At 48.6% G+C, this 22,063-nt stretch carries 21 protein-coding genes; 4 read left to right on the forward strand and 17 right to left on the reverse strand.

Annotated elements, in window-relative coordinates; translation table 11 throughout:
• Positions 1-9: 9 nt before the first annotated feature.
• The gene (locus HMPREF9412_RS04895; RefSeq protein WP_009590239.1) at positions 10-1,821 is read right to left on the reverse strand and encodes a DUF3658 domain-containing protein; all 1,812 of its coding nucleotides are present in this window, start codon (positions 1,819-1,821) and stop codon (positions 10-12) included.
• 330 nt (positions 1,822-2,151) lie between these two features.
• Here HMPREF9412_RS04895 and HMPREF9412_RS04900 point away from each other — a divergent pair, with 330 nt between their 5' ends.
• Positions 2,152-3,333, forward strand: a complete 1,182-nt coding sequence (locus HMPREF9412_RS04900) for a glycosyltransferase family 2 protein (RefSeq protein WP_009590282.1) — start codon at positions 2,152-2,154, stop codon at positions 3,331-3,333.
• Positions 3,334-3,364: 31 nt separating this feature from the next.
• Here HMPREF9412_RS04900 and HMPREF9412_RS04905 read toward each other — a convergent pair whose 3' ends face one another.
• Complete coding sequence (locus tag HMPREF9412_RS04905) at positions 3,365-3,565, reverse strand: hypothetical protein (RefSeq protein WP_009590225.1); 201 nt, start codon at positions 3,563-3,565, stop codon at positions 3,365-3,367.
• Positions 3,566-4,241: 676 nt separating this feature from the next.
• Between HMPREF9412_RS04905 and HMPREF9412_RS04915 the strand changes: the two genes are divergently transcribed.
• Positions 4,242-6,842, forward strand: a complete 2,601-nt coding sequence (locus tag HMPREF9412_RS04915) for a glycosyltransferase (protein ID WP_009590288.1) — start codon at positions 4,242-4,244, stop codon at positions 6,840-6,842.
• Between the two features lie 83 nt (positions 6,843-6,925).
• On the opposite strand, the gene HMPREF9412_RS04920 is transcribed toward HMPREF9412_RS04915, so the two are convergent.
• The 13 genes from HMPREF9412_RS04920 to HMPREF9412_RS04980 form a co-directional block, all read right to left on the reverse strand.
• On the reverse strand, positions 6,926-7,690 hold the full coding sequence (locus HMPREF9412_RS04920) for a glycosyltransferase (RefSeq protein WP_009590275.1): 765 nt from the start codon (positions 7,688-7,690) through the stop codon (positions 6,926-6,928).
• Between the two features lie 35 nt (positions 7,691-7,725).
• Positions 7,726-8,409 carry a galactosyltransferase-related protein gene (locus HMPREF9412_RS04925; RefSeq protein WP_009590269.1) on the reverse strand — a complete coding sequence of 228 codons (684 nt, stop codon included), beginning with the start codon at positions 8,407-8,409 and terminating at the stop codon, positions 7,726-7,728.
• A 31-nt stretch (positions 8,410-8,440) separates the two neighbouring features.
• Positions 8,441-9,385 carry a glycosyltransferase gene (locus HMPREF9412_RS04930; RefSeq protein ID WP_009590250.1) on the reverse strand — a complete coding sequence of 315 codons (945 nt, stop codon included), beginning with the start codon at positions 9,383-9,385 and terminating at the stop codon, positions 8,441-8,443.
• 314 nt (positions 9,386-9,699) lie between these two features.
• On the reverse strand, positions 9,700-10,209 hold the full coding sequence (locus HMPREF9412_RS04935; RefSeq protein WP_009590247.1) for an NUDIX hydrolase: 510 nt from the start codon (positions 10,207-10,209) through the stop codon (positions 9,700-9,702).
• A gap of 31 nt (positions 10,210-10,240) precedes the next feature.
• The gene (locus HMPREF9412_RS04940; RefSeq protein ID WP_009590253.1) at positions 10,241-10,774 is read right to left on the reverse strand and encodes a GNAT family N-acetyltransferase; all 534 of its coding nucleotides are present in this window, start codon (positions 10,772-10,774) and stop codon (positions 10,241-10,243) included.
• Positions 10,775-10,905: 131 nt separating this feature from the next.
• Positions 10,906-11,808: a metal ABC transporter permease gene (locus HMPREF9412_RS04945; protein ID WP_009590223.1), complete on the reverse strand. Its 903-nt coding sequence runs from the start codon at positions 11,806-11,808 to the stop codon at positions 10,906-10,908.
• The gene (locus tag HMPREF9412_RS04950; protein WP_009590249.1) at positions 11,805-12,743 is read right to left on the reverse strand and encodes a metal ABC transporter permease; all 939 of its coding nucleotides are present in this window, start codon (positions 12,741-12,743) and stop codon (positions 11,805-11,807) included. The genes HMPREF9412_RS04945 and HMPREF9412_RS04950 overlap by 4 nt, the downstream gene beginning before the upstream one ends.
• A 3-nt stretch (positions 12,744-12,746) precedes the next feature.
• Positions 12,747-13,475, reverse strand: coding sequence for a metal ABC transporter ATP-binding protein (locus HMPREF9412_RS04955; RefSeq protein WP_009590245.1), 729 nt, complete (start codon positions 13,473-13,475; stop codon positions 12,747-12,749).
• 1 nt (position 13,476) lies between these two features.
• Entirely contained in the window at positions 13,477-14,448 is a 972-nt protein-coding gene (locus tag HMPREF9412_RS04960; protein WP_036671329.1) for a metal ABC transporter solute-binding protein, Zn/Mn family, read from the reverse strand.
• 379 nt (positions 14,449-14,827) lie between these two features.
• Positions 14,828-15,424: an AAA family ATPase gene (locus HMPREF9412_RS04965; protein ID WP_009590260.1), complete on the reverse strand. Its 597-nt coding sequence runs from the start codon at positions 15,422-15,424 to the stop codon at positions 14,828-14,830.
• Between the two features lie 63 nt (positions 15,425-15,487).
• Positions 15,488-15,913 (reverse strand): GNAT family N-acetyltransferase, encoded by a 426-nt coding sequence (locus HMPREF9412_RS04970; protein WP_009590277.1) that lies wholly within the window; start codon positions 15,911-15,913, stop codon positions 15,488-15,490.
• A 10-nt stretch (positions 15,914-15,923) separates the two neighbouring features.
• A complete protein-coding gene (locus HMPREF9412_RS04975; RefSeq protein ID WP_009590218.1) occupies positions 15,924-16,316 on the reverse strand; it encodes a VOC family protein in 393 nt (130 codons plus the stop codon).
• Positions 16,317-16,395: 79 nt separating this feature from the next.
• A complete protein-coding gene (locus tag HMPREF9412_RS04980) occupies positions 16,396-16,878 on the reverse strand; it encodes a GNAT family N-acetyltransferase (RefSeq protein ID WP_009590210.1) in 483 nt (160 codons plus the stop codon).
• 214 nt (positions 16,879-17,092) lie between these two features.
• Between HMPREF9412_RS04980 and HMPREF9412_RS04985 the strand changes: the two genes are divergently transcribed.
• Both HMPREF9412_RS04985 and HMPREF9412_RS04990 read left to right on the forward strand, forming a co-directional pair.
• A complete protein-coding gene (locus HMPREF9412_RS04985; protein ID WP_009590293.1) occupies positions 17,093-18,217 on the forward strand; it encodes a DUF4261 domain-containing protein in 1,125 nt (374 codons plus the stop codon).
• A gap of 245 nt (positions 18,218-18,462) precedes the next feature.
• Positions 18,463-19,398, forward strand: a complete 936-nt coding sequence (locus HMPREF9412_RS04990) for a tyrosine-type recombinase/integrase (protein ID WP_009590215.1) — start codon at positions 18,463-18,465, stop codon at positions 19,396-19,398.
• 244 nt (positions 19,399-19,642) lie between these two features.
• On the opposite strand, the gene HMPREF9412_RS04995 is transcribed toward HMPREF9412_RS04990, so the two are convergent.
• Positions 19,643-20,143, reverse strand: a complete 501-nt coding sequence (locus HMPREF9412_RS04995; RefSeq protein ID WP_009590264.1) for a DinB family protein — start codon at positions 20,141-20,143, stop codon at positions 19,643-19,645.
• Positions 20,144-20,276: 133 nt separating this feature from the next.
• Positions 20,277-21,899, reverse strand: a complete 1,623-nt coding sequence (locus HMPREF9412_RS05000; protein WP_009590266.1) for a bifunctional metallophosphatase/5'-nucleotidase — start codon at positions 21,897-21,899, stop codon at positions 20,277-20,279.
• Positions 21,900-22,063: the final 164 nt, after the last annotated feature.

Consider the following 22,063-nt stretch of genomic DNA (forward strand, 5'->3'; position numbering starts at 1 on the left):
TTTATTAATCTATTCTTTAGGAGCCGTTTCATCGATCTGGATTAACGCCTTTTCCAGGGAGCGCATCAAAGACACTCGTTGTATTCTATGATCCTCATAAGTGCTCAACAGGTGATCGATTTCAGTTTGCATGCTGCCCGTTAAGGCTTCCGAGCCGGAGAATTCAGATAATCCTAGGCTTTCTGCATCTAGCTTCCGCAATTCCTCCATAAAGCCTGTCTCCGCAAGATTCATTTCCATCATCTCACTTAGCAGCGACTTCAGCTTCGCAGCCTTAGCCAGGCGTTGTTCATGACTCCACTGCTCCTTTGGACTCGATGCATCCGCAAGCGAGACGCTGTAGTACCGCATGGCATCCAGCTCGCCGGAGTAAGTTAAAGCACCTGTCTGAATCAGATGACGAATGCGGTACTCAATGAAAAAGTCGGAAACGGTTAATTCCCCCTGTCCGATAACCTCGCCAATAACCCGAGCGGATTTCTTGAAGAATCCATGCCTGGCTTCAAGGCGGTATGCGGTTTTCAGAATTTCTTCATCGTAGTAAGATTCTGGAACGGTGCACAGCATATCAACTTGAAGCACCCGAAGGAACCCGTCTTCGCTCAAAAGGCGCTCCCAGTCTGCGCGATAGCCCGCCTGCGCTTGCGGCGACAGTGGAACCGGCTCAGCTGCATCCAGAACGTGCTGCAGCTGGTTCGCGTTCATTTCAAATGTTCCTTTGAACCGCTGATTTGGATTTTGCTGATGAAGCACGCTTGTCGCATTCACCAATCTTACCTCGGAATGATCCGGCATTAAGGACAGCAATCTTCGCAGGCCCAGCTGTTCCGCCGCGGAATCGCCGGCCCATATCAGGCATGGCATTTCTTTTATCTGCTGAGGGCAGGTCAGCCACGCGAACGCTGCCTGCAGCATCGTTAATTTTCTGTCTTCCGTATGCGCGGTGCTATATCGTTCCTCAAACCACTGCTTTCGGGTGGAGAACGAACGGGCGAAATCATGATCGTTCGGAAGCGGTCCGGCCATAAGATTATCGCCTAATGTCACTACGATTTCACCGGGTTTCGACAGCAGCATGATCCTGAGCGATCCTGCCGTCGACTCATCAAAGGCAATATGGATTCGCGATACGTTCCCGCGATGAATCGGCGATTCCCGCAGGTAGGCTTCATTCCCCATCGCCCATTCTTTATCGTACGCCTCGAGGAAGAGCTCAAGGCTTTGATGCTTACCATCTGCAAGCAGCTTGGCCGATTCGGTATTCATCCGGTCCTTCAGCTTCAGGAGCTTTTCAGAGAAATGATTAATGGCCGTGCTCTTTCCTTTTCGATATTCCTCCAGGGTCATATGCTCGCGGAGTGGAACAGACGGATCGTACATACTCTGTCCTTTCCATCCGGAATATGCGAAAGTACGAGCGATTCCGATAACCCCCATCGCATCAAGCCGATCCGCATCCTGGACAATTTGGCCTTCCAGTGTTTGCATAGTACTCCCTGTTCCGCCTGAGAAAGACATCGTACCGATAATCCCCAGCACATGCTCCTGATCAGATGCTTCTACGCCGGCTTGTTTCAACCAATGGCGAACCCGCTCGTAACCTGCTTCTTTTGATACATTTAATTTCTCGTCGGCTACGTCATGGAGGACTGCCGATAACTCACATATGTATACGTTGGCGCCTTCAAGATGAGCCAGTATCCGGGCGATGCGGGTGACACGCTGAACGTGCCACCAGTCGTGGCCGCTTGCATCCCCTTCGTGTACGGCGCGAGCAAAGTCTTGGGCTTGCCGAATGATATGACTCTGAGTCGATTTCATTTGATCCTACCTCTCCTGTCCAGGGTTCCGGTCTATATGCTCTATTATTCCCGATTTACCTATACGCCGCAACATGGAGTAAGTTATCGGCATTTGTATCCCCCATGAGAATGGGGGCATATGATAAACAGAATCGTGCTGATGATCCATTACATCCGTTTAGAATCACCTTCGGTTAGGATACAGAAAGGAACATGACGGCCATGCTGGTGTTTATTCTACCTGGATTAAATCCTCATTTAAGCGAAAACACCGTATCCACGGTTTTGCGCGTTTTTTTCAAATGCCTGTCCTATCGTGATTCAAAACGAACAGGAGTCTGCAGCAACAATGAACGATGCGCTGTCCGATAACCTGTATTCGCCATGGTTCATGACGCTCTATGCCGGAGATACTGTACAGCCTAAGGCGGAGAAAGAAATCGAACGATGGCTGCAAACTTACGCTGACAGCTCCGCTGGCTTTATACTGACTTCCGTAACCAAAACAGACCCGCCAGCTGTATTTCCCAAAAGACCTGTTCCAACCTTTACTACTCCCCGCGGCCCCCTGTTATGGCGTACGAACATCGTGATGAATGGACAGAAACCGGGTTTTACCAGTAATGATCAGCTGCCGTTTCAGAAATATGTGTTGATCGATAAACAGATCCAGCTATCAAGCCACTATGAATGGACGGAAGTAGATTCTGACGGGATCTCATACCATCATCGCGCTGCTCCTCCCTGGATGAAGGAAGCAGAGGAATGGAACGCAATCTCTCCGCTTCTTCACGCTCCATCCCGCGTTCAGACTATCAATGAAAAACAAAGCTCTCCTATAGTTACCATTGCGCTGTGCACATTTAACGATGGTGAATACTTGCCGTGGGCTATTCGCTCCGTATTGTCACAGACGATCACAGATTGGGAGCTGATCATAGTTGATGATCATTCAAGTGATGATACTCCAAGCATCCTGGCGGGATTACCGATAGATAAGCGTATAAATAAAGTGAGCCTACATCAAAATCTGGGTAAGGCTCATGCCCTGAACATAGCGCTTCAAATGGCCAGGGGGGCCTGGTTTCTTGAGCTGGATGCCGATGATTGGCTGTCACCAGATATTCTGGAAGTTCTTCTGCAAGAAGCTAAGAGGGAGCCAAATGTTGGTGTACTGTATGCGAATCATTTTGAATGGGTCGAGCGTTTGAATAAACAGCTCCTTTACCAGGGGGTCCGAACCGGGCCTTCCCATTTGTCCGCGGAGCGACTCCTGGCAGAAGCTATGGCAGTAGCCCCAAGAATGTTCAATGTCTCTGTAATTGAGCAGCTAGGAGGATGGAACACCTCGGTTCCATTCGAAGGACGTCTATACGAAGATATCGAGATGTTATCCAAGGTTTCAAGCTTCCATCCAGTTTACATTCCTCAACCGCTATATCATAGAAGAATTAGGAGCTCAAGCATGACGCATCGGCATCTTAATCACTATGAGAAATGGAAGAACTCGATGAGCGATATTTTGAAATAGTTATGGCAAAGTTCCTCATCTCAAATAAAGACTAAGGAAGTATGCGAACTAATGAAATATTATCATTGATGATGGTGACCTGCCTTGAGGATGGCAAATAGTTTGAGCTTACAACCTGAACTGTGATCAACCCGCCTGCTGCCGATAATAGCTGTCCTTGAAGGAACTGATTGGCCTGGATAACCTCTACTGTCCGTCCGAGGAAAGTTGCCAGTATCTCCGAAAAATCCATCCATTCTTACCTCCCTGATCCACATTATTCAATAGATAAAACACTGCTCAACGGTATTATGGCAATACTTCCGTTAGGCTCCGAGATTTGAATATAATTTTCCCCAATGGACACCAATGAACCGAAAATCGAACCTGCCGGAGTTTCGATGGTTATTCGAGTATTCAGACGCGAACTTAAATAAGCAATGACATTATTCCAATCCGCATAGCCATAATCCTCCACTTGCTTCTGAAGAGCGTTTACCCGTATGGTAAGTCGTCTGATCTGTAATTTGATTTGAGATATGCTATGAATCAATCTCCGGCGCAACCGATTTAGCTTGCTCAGAACCGTTATCGGCTTTTTAGCACGCTTATGTTTTCTCTTGCCAACAATGAATTTGCAATCTTTTGGTTGGCTTCGGTTCCAGTATCTCCTCACACTAGCTGCCTCCCTCCGTATAGTCACTGGTACAATATGTATAAATCCGTCCAATGGAAACCGGAATAGCTAAAGATAAGAAAAGGGCCTACAACTAGAAGTCCGTTTGAATTGTTGCAAGATCATTCAACGCGTAAACCATACATACCCAATTTGATAATTCGAATGCCGGATGGTGTTCTACCCATACAGATACATGGGGTGATACATACTTTGTTAAAGAGACAATCACACACGAGAGAGGAGGCTACTCTTGAATAAAATCACGAACAACCGGCGCAGATCTTCTACGAATCGCACGAGTCCCCGTCAGATAAAGCTTCGGAAATCGAACTATAAATGGATCAAAAAGAAACGGTCAGTTCAGCCGGTACCTCCGATTTCCCTATCACATACAACTCACCAACAATCCGTCACCCCTTTTGAATCCGAAGCTGCCCCTGCCCCTGCTGCGCCCCAGGTAACGGGGATTATCGCACCCGGGATAGCGCCGTTATACGACATTATTCGTTTTCCCGTCATTGATTGGCAATTCAGATGGCAGCGGCCGCAGCAATTATCCGAACAGTTCGCTCAACAGGGGCATCGTGTCTTCTATGTAACGACGGAGATCACCGGTTTGCGCAAGGAAGAGGCTTCCAAAGAAGAGGTAGGACGTTTTGTCTCCATCAAGAACATCGATCGAAACGTTTGGCTCGTTACTTTGTGCGCGCATAAACCTCTAAATCTATATAAAGATGAGATGAGCAGCTGGGATATCCAGTACCTAAAATGGTCCATAGAGCACGTACGAGACAAATTCGGGATATCCCAAGCGGTATCGATTGTCGATTTACCGTTCTGGACTCCTCTTGTCACGGCCATGGAGCAACATCATATCGTGTATGATTGCATGGATCATCATGCGGGTTTCTCGACAAATGATCCTGCCATGCTCGATCAGGAGGAACGCCTGCTTCGGGTGGCCGGGCTTGTCGTAACGTCCTCACAGCATTTGTACGATTGGGCTATTGAACATAATCCATCCACGGTCCTTATCCGCAATGCCGCTGATATCTCTCATTTCTTAAAGCCGCCTGAACAATCGTTGACGGAGCTGAAGTCCATAAAGCAGCCGATTATCGGTTATTACGGGGCGATATCCGACTGGTTCGATATACGCCTGATCGAAACAGTGGCCAGAAACAGACCGGAATGGACATTCGTTCTGATCGGACACACCTTTGGTTGTGATACCACTTACGTCGAGAAGCTGGACAACGTCATACTTTTGGGCGAGAAGCCCTATCACGAGCTGCCTATCTATTTACATCGATTCCAAGTTGCGTTAATTCCTTTCATGAAGAATATGCTCACCAAGGCTACAAATCCTGTCAAACTATACGAATATCTTGCGGCTGGAAAACCAGTCGTATCTACCGACCTCCCAGAGGTTGAAGCCGTCGCTTCCGATATGGTCTCCATTGCAGATACGCCGGATAAATTCGAACAGGCGATTCATGAAGCACTTCAGGAATCCGGTACCGAGCAGATCAAACGAAGGCAAGAATTCGCCCGTCATAATAACTGGGTCCAAAGATACCAGGTTCTAAACGACTACATTACCCAGCATCTGTTTCCTAAGGTTAGCGTCATTATTGTCGTTCACAATAAATGGTCTTACACTGAGCAATGTCTCCGCAATTTGCTGCAAAAGGGACATTATCCAAACCTGGAAGTTGTTATCGTCGATAATGCCTCGACGGATCAAACTTCTTTCCACCTTAAAGCTCTTAACAACCCGCTAGTTAAAGTTATTTCGTCTCCGGAAAATCTTGGTTTCTCCGCAGGGAACACACTCGGATGCCTGGAGTCAACAGGTGAGTATATGATCCTGCTTAACAACGATACGCTTGTACCTGATGGCAGCTGGATTACCCGATTGCTCCGGCCATTTCACGAAGACCCGCAAATCGGAATGACGGGCCCGATGTCCAATTATGTGGGTAATGATCAAGCGCTGGATTATTTCATCGGCGACGCGGTATACGGTGCCGATGTTCGTTGGTTGCATGATTTCTATGAGCTGTACCATCAGAATATCAGATATACCGATTTGCTTGGATTTTTCTGTGTAGCCATGAAGCGCAGTGTATGGGATAAGGTTGGCTCCCTTGATCCGGCCTACGGAATTGGCATGTTCGAGGATGATGATTACTGTGAACGGGTACGCAATGCAGGTTACCGTCTGGCTATCGTCGAGGATGCTTTTGTATATCATTACGGCAGCGCCACCATTAAAGAGCTGAAGCCCCAGGCATACGATTCGTTGTGGGAAAAGAACAAGGCATACTACGAGCAGAAATGGAACAAATCCTGGAGATTACCGAAAGGTCCTCACAGCCTGTTTCATTTGGCGGATCATCCGCAGGAAATCGCCAATCGGATTCATGTGACAGGGAAGAAGTTCGCTTTGGTTCTGGGTGATAAAGTATGGGATACCCATTCCAGACGCTGGCAGAAAATCGTCATGGGATTGACGGAGGATGAGAACTTGTATGTCATCGTATATGCGCATGAATACCATGGCAATCCGATCATCGGAACTCGCAAGGTGGGTCCAAGACTGTATTTCACAAACCGGATCGATTTATTCTCACAAGTCACATTTGATCATGTAATATACTGCGGTTCAACCGATGTTTACCCCTACCTGCGTTCCGACCATTTTGTAGCGGATTCGCTTTGTTATCATGATCATTGGCTCAAAGCTCTTCTATCCAACTTACCCAATATCAAGGTGTTGGGAGATGCTCTCGTGACTCACACCGTACGTAATGTCATGTCTCTTACAAGGGATATATCGACCGTATAGTTAAAAAGGCGCTAGCTATAAAACTTGGGATATAAAAGCCCATCCATGCTTCTGAATTTCGTTCAGAAGCATGGTCATGGCGTTTAATTTGAATGGGGCTCTTTTTCCATTTTCTTTAAGTAACGCCGAATGACTTCTGGATGGCGACCTTGAAAGGGAGTTGTGGCTATCTCGTATTCCGAATGCTTAAAACTCCAATCGGGCACGCCTTCATTTTCAAGTAAATTAACGTCCTTTCTCCGGTTGTCATTAAATTTGATCTTACGTCCCAAAGCATAATGATAATGGTATATATTCACATCGCTTCGCCCTCTTGGAATACTCCATATGCTCTGCCCCTCTGCCGCTTCAAGCGTGCAATGATGCTTCTCATCACGATAACGAATCCCTTTATTCGCCCTCCACATTCTCGTTATATCATTGGACCATCGCTCATCCCCTGGGCTATTCACTCGAATTGTCCACGGATCTCCCCAAAAATTGACGAACGGGAACTGATATATATCCACGTCAGCGTTGGCCATAAGCTCCGGCAGCGCTTCTTGAAAACGATCATCCATCAATTCATCGATATCCAGATTCATAATCCAGTCTCCTTGAGCTTGATCGATCAGGAAATTGCGTACTTGGGATTCATTCCAATCATCGGTGTAAGGCATTCCATTCTGCTGCAAACGAAACAACCGGATTGAATAACGATCCTGCAGGCGCTCAATATGCCTCAAAGTGTCATCTGTGCTTCCTCCATCTACAATAATGATTTCATGAGCAAAACGACTCGCGCTTTCGATATATAAGGGAACGAACGTTTCTTCATTCAAAACCGGTACAATGACCGACAGCTTCATAGAATATCCTCTCCTTCCTGTTCTGGCCCTTACGCTTAATCTCTACCGATCAGTTTGCTCATAGACTGAACATCCCCCCTTGCCTCCTTGTATTGTTTGTATAAGGCATAGTTGGTTTCATAATGGGGATTGCCTTCTGGTCCAACAAATGGGTGCCAGAAATGCACCATTTCTCCGTCCAATCGAACGTGGGTACCGATAAGGGTGTCCATTGCGTATGCGAAGGCCTCATCCTCCCCGCCCCAGCCGATAAACCGTTCATCATATCCCCCCACCGCATCAAACGCATTTCGTTTTAATGCATTCAACCCTCCCAGATAATAAGCGCTGTTCTCATCTCTATTTCCCAGTATCGTAGGGAGCGGCCAATCCGCTGTTTGAGACAGGATCATATGCGAGATGTCCTCCGGCAGTCGTAAAATACGACTGAACGGGATAACCCATTGACGGTCATTCACGTAAGATATCGTTTCCAGCACGAGGTTGGGATCATATACGATATCACAGTCAGCAATCATGAATACATCCCTCGTTGCTTGGCGGGCTGCGCGGTTAATGGCTTTCGACCTGCTGAATGGATAACCGGAGACTTCACCGATACATACTTCTATGCCCGGCATCGTCCGTGAGTAGAAATCCAGCGCCCACTTGAGCGCAGCATCCCTCGGCCCGCCATGATCCGACTGGTAGGGAATCAGAACGGAAACTTGGTCAAACATCTTTTTCTTCCTCCTCACCTGCAGAGCTTGACTAAATTTGGAACAAAACGCGGAGCCATCGGCTCATCGCATGTTCAATCCTCCAACCTGACTCTATATGGCTCCTGCACCTTAACCCGATTTCTCGAAGCTCATCCGTCCGATTTCTCCAATAGTTAATCTTGTGTATAAAATCTTCGGGAGAGTCGCTATCCAGAATCAGTCCATGGGCAGCCGGGTGAGCTGCATCTTTTGCATTCCCGACATTCGTGGAAAGAACGGGGACCCCGCAAGCATACGCTTCCAGCACAGTAGCCCCGCTTCCTTCATTGGCTCCCGTGTTCAACAACAAGTTCAACTTATGATAAAAACCCGGCATGCTTTCATAAGCGCAAGCTCCAGAAGTTTCGATAAAAGCGATTCCTTCGTCACTCTTGAAATGCTCTTTAATTCGCATATACAAAGTATTGTAGTTTTTAGAGGTTTTCGAGGGATCTCCGGCCCATCCGATCACGAATGGAGCATTGTCTATTCGAGCTAGAGGCAATGGCTGAAACAATTGGTCATCCACGAAATGACCGATATACTCCACAGATGCGCTTGGTGCTAAGGCCTGCAAGATTGAAGCCAGTCTCCGATTGATAGCGCCTAGCTTTCCGATTCTAGGAATAACCAGCCTGAGAAAGTCAGGATCGGGAACGAGTTCATCCTTCCATTCCCTATAGGTTTCATAGTGCTTACTGAAGTAATAATAGGAGACGGCTGCCGCTGAATCGATGCGGATATTCTTGAAAACGCAATAAGCCGCAATGCCAAGACACATGGCGGATATGTGATCATATTGGCGATTCAACTCTCCACTGCTTTTGTGTCCAAGATAGAGATCCAATTCGCTCATAGACATGAGGTCCAACGATGGATGATATTGCTGAATAATTTTGGCATTCTTGCCCAGGATCCACCAGGGCACGTCATAGATCAGCAAGTGCCTTCCCATAATGTCGACCTCCTTATCCGCTCGTAATAGAGTATATTCGACTCCTCCTCGACAAGTTTGCAAGACCATGCAAAATGATGAATACGTCCATCATGAACAATAAAAAGCTGCCCATGGCGTAGAATGATACCTACACTAAAGGCAGCCGTACATTTCAAATGATTTTGACTGATAACTAAACCTTTTTATCGATAATATGTGTGTTGGCTTGGATCTCTTGGATTTCTTTTCTCAACGCTCTCATCTCTTGAAGCATGGCATCCATTCTAACGATGAAAATCTCAACAAAATCCATTTAGTCAAAAACCTCCGTATTATGATGGCTGAATAAATCCCTTAAGCAAGCCCTGCATCATGGCAAAAATCAGTTCGGAATCCTGCAGCTTATTCTCCTTTATCCCGCGCCAGCAGTCCGTGACGCTCATTCGTACCACGTCAATGCGCTCGTATCCCTCGAGCTGTTGGCCCGATTGGCTTATTACCTCATCGGTATAATAGACATGCGCGATCTCGTTGCACCTCCAGGACGCCGGGTACAGCTTGCCTAGGTAGTGAAGCTTACCGCAGATGAAGCCTGTTTCCTCCAGCATTTCACGTCGAGCTGCCGATTCCAGTTCCTCTTCCTCGCCTATTCCGCCGCCAGGTAGCTGAATAACATAATCATCCACGGCCGCTCGGTATTGACGGATCAGCAGCAGTTGATCGCCATCCTTTGCCAGAACAACAACGGACACATAATTTTCCTTGGTATAATACACTTTGCCTGACGTTTCCTCGTAAATCGATATTCCGTTATGGCGGATCAATAACTCGCTATTTACCATACGGGCACATACTCCTTTCCAAGACGGTCGGTCATTTTCTGTCGTCGAATTCTTCTTTCAGGATGGAGAATAAATAGGAATCATGATAACGGCCCTTAAACCATAAGTGCTGCCGTAGATGCCCCTCCTGCTTCATCCCGATGTGACGCATGACGCTAGCAGACCCGACGTTTCCCGGCCGACAGGTGGCATAGATCCGGTTGACTCCCAGTTCCTCGAAGCCGAAGCGACACATGACCCTAGCGGCCTCGGTAGCATAACCCTGCCGCCAATAAGCGGGATTCAGGCAGTATCCAAGCTCGGCATTCGTATCGGATCGATGAAGCCCTACGCCACCGATCAACGAACCGCCATCCTTTAATACGATCGCCAGCTCGTAGCTATCACGGGGGCTCTGCTCTATCATTTGGCGGATTTCCCCTACATATTTCCATGTATCTTCTTCCGTATTGGGTCCCCACATCGTATACTCGGTCACTCTTGGATCTGAAGCATAGGCATGAATACTCGCAAAATCCTCTTCCCGGAAATCGCGGATCGTCAGTCTAGGGGACTCTAACTGCATATGTACCTCACTCCTTCATGAAGCCTCCGGCACAGGGGGAGGCGATTTTTTCCAATTATACCACGCTGTATGTCGCAAAATAAAAAAGAAGCCGGGCTGCCTATCACCCAAGCTTCTTTCAATATCTCACATTAAGAAATTCCATCCAGTTTCTCTTCCCTGTCATGCGTTTTGAACTTATGAATATAACGGGAAAGCACGCCATGTCGCGGAGATGACAGAAAGCTGATGATAAATACGATTCCGGTTGCGAATGCCATGGATCCCGAAATGGAGGTGTCCAGCCATACCGCGATATAATAGCCCATGAATGCCGATATGACGCCAAAGGCCCCGCTTAGCACCAGCATGATGGAGAGTTTATCGGTCCACAGATAAGCAGCTGCGGCAGGTGTTATTAGCATAGCCACCACCATGATCGCCCCTACGGCATCAAAAGATGCCACCGTTGTGATGGAGACGAGCGACATGAACACATAATGCATGAGCACGACGGGAATGCCGATGCTGGCCGCAAGTGCCGGATCAAAGGAGGTGATCTTCCATTCCTTATAGAATACCAGAATCACGATAAGCACGACCAAGAGAACGGCTGCCAGCATGAAGGTCGCTTTCGGTACCTCGCCTAGAAGCGGAACGTGCATCACGTCCCATGGCACAAACGTGATTTCGCCCATGAGCGCATGCTTTGTATCTAGATGGGCGTTGCCAACCTGTGTCGCAATTAGGATGACGCCAATGGCAAACAAGGTTGTAAAAACAACGCCGATGGATGCGTCCTGCTGCACGCCCCTGGAATGAAACCATTGAACAAGTACCGCCGTCAGCAGGCCGGCTATGATCGCACCGACCAGCATATGCGGACCGCTGAGTTCTCGGGTAACGATAAACGCCGTTACGATGCCGAGCAGCACGGTGTGGCTGATGGCATCGGCCATCATTGCCATTCTGCGCAGAATCAGGAACACGCCGACGATGCCGCAGGACAATCCGACGAGTGAGGCTGTGAGTAAGATCCATGCGGTATACGTCATTGATTGCTCCCCCTCTCGGATATCCGGGAACTTATAACGGCTTGACTACCCGCTTCGACATGCTGTTTTTTCTGGGAGCGGAGCTGTAGAGCCTGAAGCAGCAGACCCTTCTCTGCCCCGAAGACCAGAGAGATCGTGAACAACACGGAGGATGCTACAACGATGAACGGCCCTGTAGGCCATCCCTTTCCCAGAGTGCTTGCGATCGTACCGACAAACCCGGCGCCGCCTCCAAATACAGCCGACAGAATGACCATCATTTTGAAGGATTGAGTCCAATATCTTGCGCTGACAGCCGGAATGATCAGCATGGCCGCCATCAATATAACACCGACGGCCTGAATGCCGATGACGATGACAAGTACGAGCACCCCCATATAGAAGGAATTCATCAGGCGGCTGTTCATCCCTAACCCCCGGGCAAAATCGGGATCAAACAGAAATAGCTTCCATTCTTTAAAACCAATCGAGACAACGAGAATGACCAGAACAGCCAGGATTAACATCGTGAATACATCCTTGCGAACCATGGATGCTGCCTGACCGAATATAAAGTTATCCAGTCCGCTTTGATTCCCGCCGGCCGTACGGTTCACGATCGTCAGCAGCATAATGCCCAAACCGAAAAACACGGATAGAATCATGCCCATCGCCGTATCCTCTTTAATGCGGCTGGAGGTCCGAATCCACTGGATCATCCAGGCCCCGATTAATGCGCTGGCGGCTGCCCCGAGAATCATGACCACCAGGTTCTTGCTTCCCGTCAAAGCAAATGCGATTACGACACCCGGCAGCGCCGCGTGAGACAATGCATCGCTCATCAAGCTCTGCCGCTTCCAATAGGCAAGACAGCCGATCATGCCGGCTGCCATGCCCAGAATTAACGTGCTTAACAATACCCACTGCGTATTCGGCGATAATAATGATTGGAGCATGCTCTACGCCTCCTTCATCCAGCGAAGCGAACCGCCGTATGCGCGGTAAACTTGCTCCTTCGTGAAGACGTCTTCCGTCTTCCCGTGCGCAATGACCGTACGGTTCAACAACAGCACATGGTCGAAATAATCTTCAACCGTCTGCAGATCATGATGGACCACCATCACGGTTTTGCCCGCCGTTTTCAGATCCTTCAGGGTTGTCATAATTGCCCGCTCGGTTGCGGCATCGACTCCAGCTAACGGCTCATCCATGAAATAGAGATCGGCATCCTGAACGAGCGCCCTTGCGAGAAATACGCGCTGCTGCTGTCCGCCGGAGAGCTGACTGATCTGCCGGTCGGCAAAGTCTGCCATGCCCATCTGATCAAGCGATGCCATCGCTTTTTCCTTATGACTCTTGTTTGGCCGTTTCAGCCACCCCACCCGTCCGTATAACCCCATCATGACGACATCCAGCGCATCGGTCGGGAAATCCCAGTCCACGGATCCCCGCTGCGGCACATAGCCGACGCGAGTTTTCGTTTTGCTTAAGCTGGACCCGAAGAAGGAAACATTCCCCGACAGCTTCGGATGAAGCTCCAGCATGACCTTCAGCAAGGTGGATTTGCCGGCGCCGTTCGGCCCGACGATGCTGGTTAACGAGCCCTGCTCCACGTTGAAGGACACGTCGTGTAGCACTTTATTTTTTCGATACGATGCATGGAGATCTTGAACTTCAAGTACAGACATCTTATTCACCACTTCCTGTTAGCGCATGATAGATTGTTTCGACATTATGACGGTACATTCCGATATAAGTGCCTTCCGTCGTTCCCGTCTCGCCCATGGCATCGGAGAAGAGCTCGCCTCCAAGCTTAATGTCTAGCCCTTTCTTGGCAGCTCCTTCAATGACGGCATTGATCGATGCCGGGTTGACGCTGGATTCGACGAACACGGCAGGCACCTTGTGCTCCAGCAGTAGGTCGATCGTGCCGTTAATATCCGAGAGGCCGATTTCATCCTCGGTGCTCAGGCCTTGAAGACCAACGACTTCCAGACCATGCATACGTCCAAAATACCCAAAGGCATCATGAGCGGTAACCATGACCCGCTGCTCATCGGGTATTTGCCCCAGCTTATCCTTCGCCTCCGCCTTCAGCTCTTCCAATTGCGCAAAATACTTCTGCTTGTTCTCTTCAAAATAGTCGGCATCGGCGGGAGACAGCGACTTAAGCTCTTCCACTGCAGAGTCCAAGGAGGTCTTCCATAGATCGATATCAAACCATACGTGAGGATCGGTCGCCTGCGTGTCATCCTGAAGCAACTGATCCTTCGGAATGGCGTCCGCTATCGCGAGCACGGGTTTGTTTTTTCCGATCTGTTCGAAGATTTCCGTCATATTGCCTTCCAGATGAAGACCGCTATAGAAAATAACGTCCCCGCTATCCAGCTTCTTGATATCGCCTTGAGTGGCATTATATAAATGCGGATCGACGCCAGGTCCCATCAAGCTCAGCACCTCCACCCGATCTCCTCCGATAACGGAGATGGGTTCCGCAATTTGTCCAATGGTTGTCACCACGCGTATTTTCTTATCTTGCTGCTCGCTTGCCGCGCCGTCCTGCTTCGCTTCTCCCGATGCGCATGCGGATAATACCAGCAATATACCCAGAATGGCTGCCCCCATGAATATCCTGCCTCTACTAGTCCTCTTGTTCTTCATCTTTTTTCTCCTCCACTCCAAATAAATAATGAGTCGACCATTCTAATGTAAATGATAACCTCGTCCTGCCGTCATCCAATTGTTTTGCTCTAGTGCAACTTTAATTCCTATGTACAAAAATAATCCATCTTTAGGTTTTTGTCAATGTTATTTTATAAATTCGTACACGCCGTATTTCAATCCACTTCTTCAAAAGCTTGATTTAATCCATAATATCCATATCATCAGCATATGTTTTTCGCATAGGCAAACTATTTAGCTATAATCAAATATTTTAATAGGTCAGGTTCCACTCATATTCCATGCACAAAAAAAGACGACCTCTCATGAAGAGAAATCGCCTTCTTTTCTTATTGTTTGATCAATCACAACCCTTTGCTTACCCGAAAAACCGAATGTGCGCAAACTTGGTTTTTAAACGGTCGAATTTCTTCCGGCTATTGCTGCGGTTATCGGGCAATAACTTCACATCCGCCAAAGCACCGATGGTTTCTACCACCTCGTCGATTGACAGATGATCGGTATCGATATGACGCTGGAACACTTCATTCGAGAATCCGCTCATGCACCGATCGATTTGCTGCGCTGCCCACGAATTCGCACCTTCCCCTCGGCTCCGCAATCGTCTTAGCAGGACTTCCTTGGAAGCACACAACGTGAAATGCTGGACAACCACGCCGTCCCGTCTCAGGTTCCCAACGATTTCATCGAAATATGCCGCGTTTGATATGGTCATCGGAGCAATGATCAATTGATCGGATTCCTGGTCCATATGCTTAAACATGGAGTAATTAAACTCCCTCCACATCGGATAATGCTGAAAATCATCGCGTGTGGCATCCTTCGGAAGATTATCGCGAATGAAATAGCCTGCATTTTCCGGATCGTACACGTACGAGTTCGGTATTCTTCGCTGCAGCTCATGCGCAGCCTGGGTTTTACCCGAGCCGAATGCGCCGTTCACCCAAATAATCATAGATGATAGAACCCCTTCCTTAACAGGGCTTTGCTTGTATCAAATGTCGTCCCTTATGTAAAATTAAGCTTTTCTCAGAAAGTCCGGCAATCGAGTCAATGTTTTTCCATGATCGCGGACAAATCCATATTGTTCGTATAGACCATGAGCATCCCGCGTCGACAAGATGCCGAATAAATTTCGGTAGTCATCGCTGGTGGTAATCGTTTCGATTAACTTCTTTCCTATGCCATGCCCACGGTAAGACTCATCCACAAACACATCGCATAACCAATACACGGTTGCGTCGTCGGTCACGACCCTTGCAAATCCGATCTGCCGCTTGTCGAGATAGGCTCCAAAGCATGTTGAGCCTTCTAGCGATTTCTTGATTTTCTCATCGGAGCGTTCGTTAGCCCAATAGCTTTGACGCAAAAATTGTACAATGACGTCCATATTCAGGAGGGAAGGGTCGCTGCTAATCAAAACCTGCTTTGTATCGATGTCCATCTTCACACCTTCAATTCCTTTTACCGGAGCCAAAAGCAATCACGTAATTATCCGGATCTTTGATCGCAAAATCCTTCCACACGCCCCAATCTGCTTCCATGAGCACAGGCTCCTGTACCACTTCGGCCCCGCTGGAGGTCAATTCTTCATATAATTCATCTAATTCTTGGTGCGTATCCACATAAGCGTATGTATCCCATGGCGTCTGTTGGTCCTTGCCTGCCGGATTCGGGTTAACGTCCGTAATCGCTGCCGCCTGAATCAGTTTGAAACCGAGCGCAAAATTATCCCTGACCGCCCAAACATCGTTCACTTCACAACCGAGCACCTCTTCATAAAACTGCTTGGATCGGGAAATATCGGATACCAATCGAACTTGTGCTGAGAATTGAATCTTGCTCATAAGATCATCTCCGGCTACTTTTCCTTCCATAATACAATCGTCCGATACGCTTAACAAGAACTTTTCGTAAGAGCTGGCACTAGGAATAAAATTCGATGGCAGGGTTGCCTGCATACGTGGTTTCCGAATATTCGCCCACCTTATATTCCGAGATGATCGTTGTCCAGAAGTTTTGCGCCGGCAGATTTTTTTCCAACCAAGCGATGCTCCACTTCCCCCTGAACCACTCGAATACTTGGAAAGCCGCCTGTTTGCCGATAGCCTGCTTGCGGTATTTCTTAAGAATAAAAAATTCTGCCATGGAGTAACCGGGATCTGAAAGATCTGAGGCTTCGATTTCCCTCACCAACACAAATCCGGCAAGCTTCCCGGATACTTTGACAAAGTAAGGGTGGCGTCCCTCTTCGGTCCAGTAATGGTCTAAATACTTATAATCGTAAAGACCGTGCTCGTTAACGTCATTATCGCTGTCATCCTCATACGGACTCATATCGTATTGATATAACTCCATGAGGCTGCGCAATACGCTCTTCTGTTCATATGAAATCCTTGCAAGTTTCACATTCTCACCTCTCATGACAACTCAGCCATTTTTAATTTTAACGAAACACCCTATTCCACATTCTATGTAACCAACCTGCTAGTTATATGTGAAGAAGGCAATGGTCATACCATCTTCTGGTCATAAACTAGCAATTTCCATCTATTGCTGAGCCATTCAATAGCTTGTAAAATATAACAGTTAATATATCACACATATTTAAGGAGAGAAACCCATGACGACAGTCCAACAGCAAGCAGCCAAGCGAGCCATGATCGAATGGCTGGCTAATGAACGAGAGCTTGGACATAAGCCCAGCAAAATCGAATTAGCAGGAGAATTCAATCTCCATGGCATGCATTACTACATATTCAAATATAAGAAGACCATGCTTGGTAAATGGCTGGTTGGCGTGTGCGGCGGTTATGAACATGCCTCGGACACCGAGCATTGCGGTCATGTATTCAGTGAGATGCAGCCTTATTATCCTGCTACCGCGGAGGAGCAAGCGATATCCATGGTCAATATGATCCGGGAGTATTGGATGCAGCAGGCGGCGCAGTATGAATCGGCGGAGAATCCAGAGGATAACGCGACAGATAACCAAACGTCATCCGGCATATTCAACGGCTTCGTGCTGTTGAACTCGCCCGAATGCGATCTGGAGCAGATCAGAGCTAATCTACTGCGCGATTGGAGCATCTCCTGCTCCCCCGAAAACAGCAGCGCCGAAGAGGAGAAGGAAGGAATGCTGGTCTTTGAGGCGGAGGGCTGCATGATTGCAGTCAGCTTCGTCGATGCCCCGGTGCCGGATGGCGAGGCCGAGCATTACGCTCAAGGGAACTACCTGTGGCCCGAGGCTGCCGAGGTCACCCAAACCCATGTCGCCCAGCTTATTTTGGCCGTGCTTAAGCGCTCCGCGTCTCCGCTGGATAGCGGCAAAGTGTTCGCCAAACTGGCGGCCAGCTGTCTGAAGCTGCCGAATGCCGTCGGGCTCTATTCGTCCGGCACCGTATTTCAGCCTGAGTTCTATATCGAGATGGCCGAGACGATGAAGACCGAGGATCTGTTTCCCCTGTTAAATCTCGTATATTTTGGTCTAGTTGGCACCGAAACCGGAATTAACGGATATACCTATGGGCTCAGAGCCTTCGGCAAGGACGAGATCGAGGTGCTGGACAGCCAGGCTACCCCTGCCGAGCTCCGTGAATTCCTGATGGACATTGCTTTATACATCGTGGAGCAGGACGTCACGCTAAGGGACGGGGAAACCATCGGCTTCTCCGCGGAACAGAAGCTTCCGATTACCCGCTCCGAGGGCGTGTATCTTCCTGATGATACTCTTAAAATCAAGTATTGAATTTAACGAATCAACTCTCCAACAAAGCATGCCAAGTCATCGATATGGACTTGGCGTGCTTTTTATATATATCCCACGAAATGCGCCTTTCTTAACGGCTTCCATTCCATGACGGAGCTTGCAACAGGCATACGCTGGCAGCCGCTATCATTTTGCCAAATTGCTCGATTTTGCTATAATATAAATTGCATTAAATCTATATTTAATGCAATTTCTGTTCTAAACGATTGGACGGGTGTGAAGCGATGAACTATACCGAAGTTTTTGAGCACTATGAGCGGGAAATGAAGCTGTTTCTCTCCTATATGAAGGATCGCGAATACGCCAAGGATACACAACAAGCCTATCTTCATGATATCAAGCACTTCCTGAACAGCCTTGAGGGGAAACCCATCACGGAAGTCACGGACATTGATGTGATGTATTATCTGACGCAGGTGCGGGAAAGCGGTGCCGGCGCGCGATATCGAAATCGCTGCCAGTCCGCCATCCGTCTCTTCTATAAAGTCATGATCCGTTTCAAATTGGCGAGCATCAATCCTGCCATGGATATCGAAAAAGCCAAGGTGGAGAAGAACCGTCAGCCTACCTATCTTCAAAAGCCGATTCTGGATGCTTGCCTGAATGGAATTGAAGGAAGATATAAAATCCGCGACGTGACCATCATCGCGCTTATGGCTTATGCGGGTCTTCGGGTTAGCGAGATCGTGAAGCTGAACCTATCGGACTTTGATATGGAGAACTCCAGCATCGCAGTGCTGGGTAAGGGCAATAAATGGAGATACATCCCCCTCCCCGCCGAATTGAACAAGCTGCTGCATATGTACCTCGAAGAACGGATGGTTCCCAGAAGCACAAAGGATAACGCCTTCTTCGTATCGCAGTTTCGGCGCAGAATCAGTAAACGCATGGTGCAGACGATAGCCGAGAAGACGTTTGAGGCGATGACCGAGCAGTTTCCGCAGTTATCCGGTCAATCTCTATCCGCTCATAAGTTAAGACACTCCTTTGCCACCGAGCTGCTGCGCAACGGGGCTGATCTGCGTGCTGTGCAGGAGCTCCTCGGACACGAGGATATATCCACCACGCAGATTTATACCCATGTGCTGGATGAGACAAAAGAACGCGCCATGAACAAAATCCGCCCGGCGATCCCCCTTCTCTTCTCGACTAAGCCGTAAAGGAGTTGCACAAATTCTTGTTTAACCGTGGTTACCGCTCCACATTCTACCTGCACATGAATATAGCAGCCACCATGGTGACTCTACAATTTCCGATTCCCAGTACCGTATGCAAACAAGCAAGCAAAAAGTCTCCTATCCTTAGGGGGCTTTTTTGCGGGAGGGAAAGATTCAACAAAAAAAGCCGCGAAATTCGCGACTTCATTTGCTTGAACAATGGCGAGTTTTACAAGCTCGTACACGTTCACAGCGGCGGGTGTTCCACTCCCATTTGTATCCACCCTTCCTTTGAAGGGCCATATACCGCCGGGATATTCAATCCCGCTTGTCGCATCAGAACGGTAACCTGTCCCCGATGGTGGACAATATGCTTGATCAATCCCATGAAGATGGTAGCATTGGATTCCTGACGACCGAAAGCATTCTGTACCTGCGTTAACGTCTCATCCGTCCATTGTTCTTCAACTGCTTTTGCTGCGTCGGAACTTAGAAGCTTAAACGTCTCCGCGATTTGCTTCGCTGCAGGTACTTCTGCTGAATTTGGTACCTGATCGATGACAAGGCCAAATTCAGACAAATATTCAGGAATATTCGTTACGAAGTGCCATGCAATCCTTCCGAGCGTCCTCCCTTCAGGATATACTTGCTGCTGTAAGGATTCATCCGTCAAACTGTCTAAAATTCTTTGCGTTAGAGCGGCTTCGTTCTTCCATTCCGTGATGAAATCGGCAACGGTTCTATACATGATAACCCCATCCCTCCTTGAGAAACTCGTTCTCTGCTTGGTAAAATCAGATACACGTTCCTTCCCCCCGAGAGAGGAAGTCGGATGACGTGCTCAATCCAATCATAATCGCTAATAGTGACAAGTATTGTCATCAATACAAGATTTTATTTGCGATCTTTGGAAGCGGGGCATTGGCTTCGACGACCACTTTCCAATTGTGATTGCATGAAGCCGTTATGAACCCACGTCCCGATATATACTCCTCCACTAACTCTGCGGTATCGATGAGAATCTCGCGAATCACTCTCTTGCCCCGGAACATGACGTAGTCTCCTCCTCCGCTAGCCCGGTAGCTGTTCATGACCACATCCAGCTCCTTCTCGTCCGGGAGATCCACTCCGTTGTATTTCAGCTTGATCACCCTGGATCCCGGGGGCTCCGCAATGTTTAGCGTATATTCAATGCCTTCCCACATGTCATAGTTATAATGCTGGGGTTTCGGCTCCAAGTATGCCGGATTTACGGCAGGGCTCCCGTTCGGGCCGACCACGAAATAGCAGGCCGCCTGCTCCAGCGCGGCCCGGATGTCTTTGCCGGTCAGGCGCAGCACGACCAGGGTATTCGGAAACATGAAGTTCGTAAGAATATCCCGCCTCGTAATGATCTCTCCAAAGCCCTTGGAAGTTTCGCTTAGTAAAGCCGCGCAGGAAACGTTAACCCCTGCAAATTCAAGCTGCACGCGATGAATGAACTCGATAAAAGGATGCTCCGCAAGCCGGCAGGCTGCCGGATCGCTCAGGCTCATGCTGCCGTGAACGCGTCCAATCGTTTCGTTGAGCCATGCCTGCGTCCGATCTTCGAGGTCACCGCTGGAAGAAAGCACGGTCTTATCGGCCGCCGTCCCGTGCTCCGGTCGCAGCAGCTCGGCTCGTTTCTCCACGATGGCCCAGCGTTCTTGTTCCCGAACGAGATCAACGCTGATCTTGCCGATAGCCTGGCCGTTGCAGCCTGGCTGAACGACCGCCACCCCATGCAAATGCGTACCCAGCAGGCGATGCTGGTGCCCGGTGATCAGCACATCGATGCCCTCCACCTCAGCACACATCGCATAGGCCTGATTTTCTCCCGTCAGATTTTCCGTCGGCTCCCCCGTCTTCATATCACGCTCGAATCCGCCGTGGTATGCCACAACCATCACATCGGGCCGTTCTTCCCTTCGGATGCGCGGCACCCATTCCTTGACGGTTTCCAATGCATCATGGAATTCCAGACCCTGGATGTGAAACGGGTTTTCCCATTTCGGAATATAGTGCGTCGTCACGCCTAGAACCGCCACCTTGATGCCGTTCAGATCCTTGATCAGGTAAGGCCGTCCGAAAGCCGGCTTCTTGCTGCCCTGCAGTCGGATGCCTGCCGACAGCCAAGGGAACACGGAACTTCGCACGACGTTGTCCACGGTTCCCATACCATAATTGAATTCGTGGTTTCCCAGCACCGCCGCATCATAACCCAGTCCATTCATAGCCGCAATCATGGGGTGTATCTCGGCATTGTTTTTTAATGCATAGGCAGCCAGCGGGGATCCCTGAATCACATCTCCGTTATCAATCAGCAGCAAGTCCGGATGTCTGCGCCGTTCATCACGGATCAGGGACGCCAGCTTGCCGAGTCCGATATCCCGTTCGTCCCGGGTTCGGTAATCGGTTGGATACAGATGCCCATGCAGGTCGCTGGTAGCCAGCACGGCGATCGTTCTTGTGATCGTCGATTTCATGCCATCCCTCCTGTTCGTACCTTCTCCTTGCTATTCTATCAACCGAAATGCAGCTTTATATTAAAATTCCAAAACTTTACAAAGAGTTATCAATTCATTGACAGACCATTAACACTCCGTCCTTATAGTGAAGCAGGTAAGACAAAATATGATATCTAGAAAAC

The organism is Paenibacillus sp. HGF5 (genome assembly GCF_000204455.1).
Classification (GTDB): Bacteria; Bacillota; Bacilli; order Paenibacillales; family Paenibacillaceae; genus Paenibacillus_AQ; species Paenibacillus_AQ lautus_A.

Bases quoted from the DNA above. Each gene is read 5' to 3' on its own strand.
- HMPREF9412_RS04895 (WP_009590239.1), bottom strand. From the start codon at position 1,821: ATGAAATCGACTCAGAGTCATATCATTCGGCAAGCCCAAGACTTTGCT.
- HMPREF9412_RS04900 (WP_009590282.1), top strand. From the start codon at position 2,152: ATGAACGATGCGCTGTCCGATAACCTGTATTCGCCATGGTTCATGACG.
- HMPREF9412_RS04905 (WP_009590225.1), bottom strand. From the start codon at position 3,565: ATGGATTTTTCGGAGATACTGGCAACTTTCCTCGGACGGACAGTAGAG.
- HMPREF9412_RS04920 (WP_009590275.1), bottom strand. From the start codon at position 7,690: ATGAAGCTGTCGGTCATTGTACCGGTTTTGAATGAAGAAACGTTCGTT.
- HMPREF9412_RS04925 (WP_009590269.1), bottom strand. From the start codon at position 8,409: ATGTTTGACCAAGTTTCCGTTCTGATTCCCTACCAGTCGGATCATGGC.
- HMPREF9412_RS04930 (WP_009590250.1), bottom strand. From the start codon at position 9,385: ATGGGAAGGCACTTGCTGATCTATGACGTGCCCTGGTGGATCCTGGGC.
- HMPREF9412_RS04935 (WP_009590247.1), bottom strand. From the start codon at position 10,209: ATGGTAAATAGCGAGTTATTGATCCGCCATAACGGAATATCGATTTAC.
- HMPREF9412_RS04940 (WP_009590253.1), bottom strand. From the start codon at position 10,774: ATGCAGTTAGAGTCCCCTAGACTGACGATCCGCGATTTCCGGGAAGAG.
- HMPREF9412_RS04945 (WP_009590223.1), bottom strand. From the start codon at position 11,808: ATGACGTATACCGCATGGATCTTACTCACAGCCTCACTCGTCGGATTG.
- HMPREF9412_RS04950 (WP_009590249.1), bottom strand. From the start codon at position 12,743: ATGCTCCAATCATTATTATCGCCGAATACGCAGTGGGTATTGTTAAGC.
- HMPREF9412_RS04955 (WP_009590245.1), bottom strand. From the start codon at position 13,475: ATGTCTGTACTTGAAGTTCAAGATCTCCATGCATCGTATCGAAAAAAT.
- HMPREF9412_RS04960 (WP_036671329.1), bottom strand. From the start codon at position 14,448: ATGAAGAACAAGAGGACTAGTAGAGGCAGGATATTCATGGGGGCAGCC.
- HMPREF9412_RS04965 (WP_009590260.1), bottom strand. From the start codon at position 15,424: ATGATTATTTGGGTGAACGGCGCATTCGGCTCGGGTAAAACCCAGGCT.
- HMPREF9412_RS04970 (WP_009590277.1), bottom strand. From the start codon at position 15,913: ATGGACATCGATACAAAGCAGGTTTTGATTAGCAGCGACCCTTCCCTC.
- HMPREF9412_RS04975 (WP_009590218.1), bottom strand. From the start codon at position 16,316: ATGAGCAAGATTCAATTCTCAGCACAAGTTCGATTGGTATCCGATATT.
- HMPREF9412_RS04985 (WP_009590293.1), top strand. From the start codon at position 17,093: ATGACGACAGTCCAACAGCAAGCAGCCAAGCGAGCCATGATCGAATGG.
- HMPREF9412_RS04990 (WP_009590215.1), top strand. From the start codon at position 18,463: ATGAACTATACCGAAGTTTTTGAGCACTATGAGCGGGAAATGAAGCTG.
- HMPREF9412_RS04995 (WP_009590264.1), bottom strand. From the start codon at position 20,143: ATGTATAGAACCGTTGCCGATTTCATCACGGAATGGAAGAACGAAGCC.
- HMPREF9412_RS05000 (WP_009590266.1), bottom strand. From the start codon at position 21,899: ATGAAATCGACGATCACAAGAACGATCGCCGTGCTGGCTACCAGCGAC.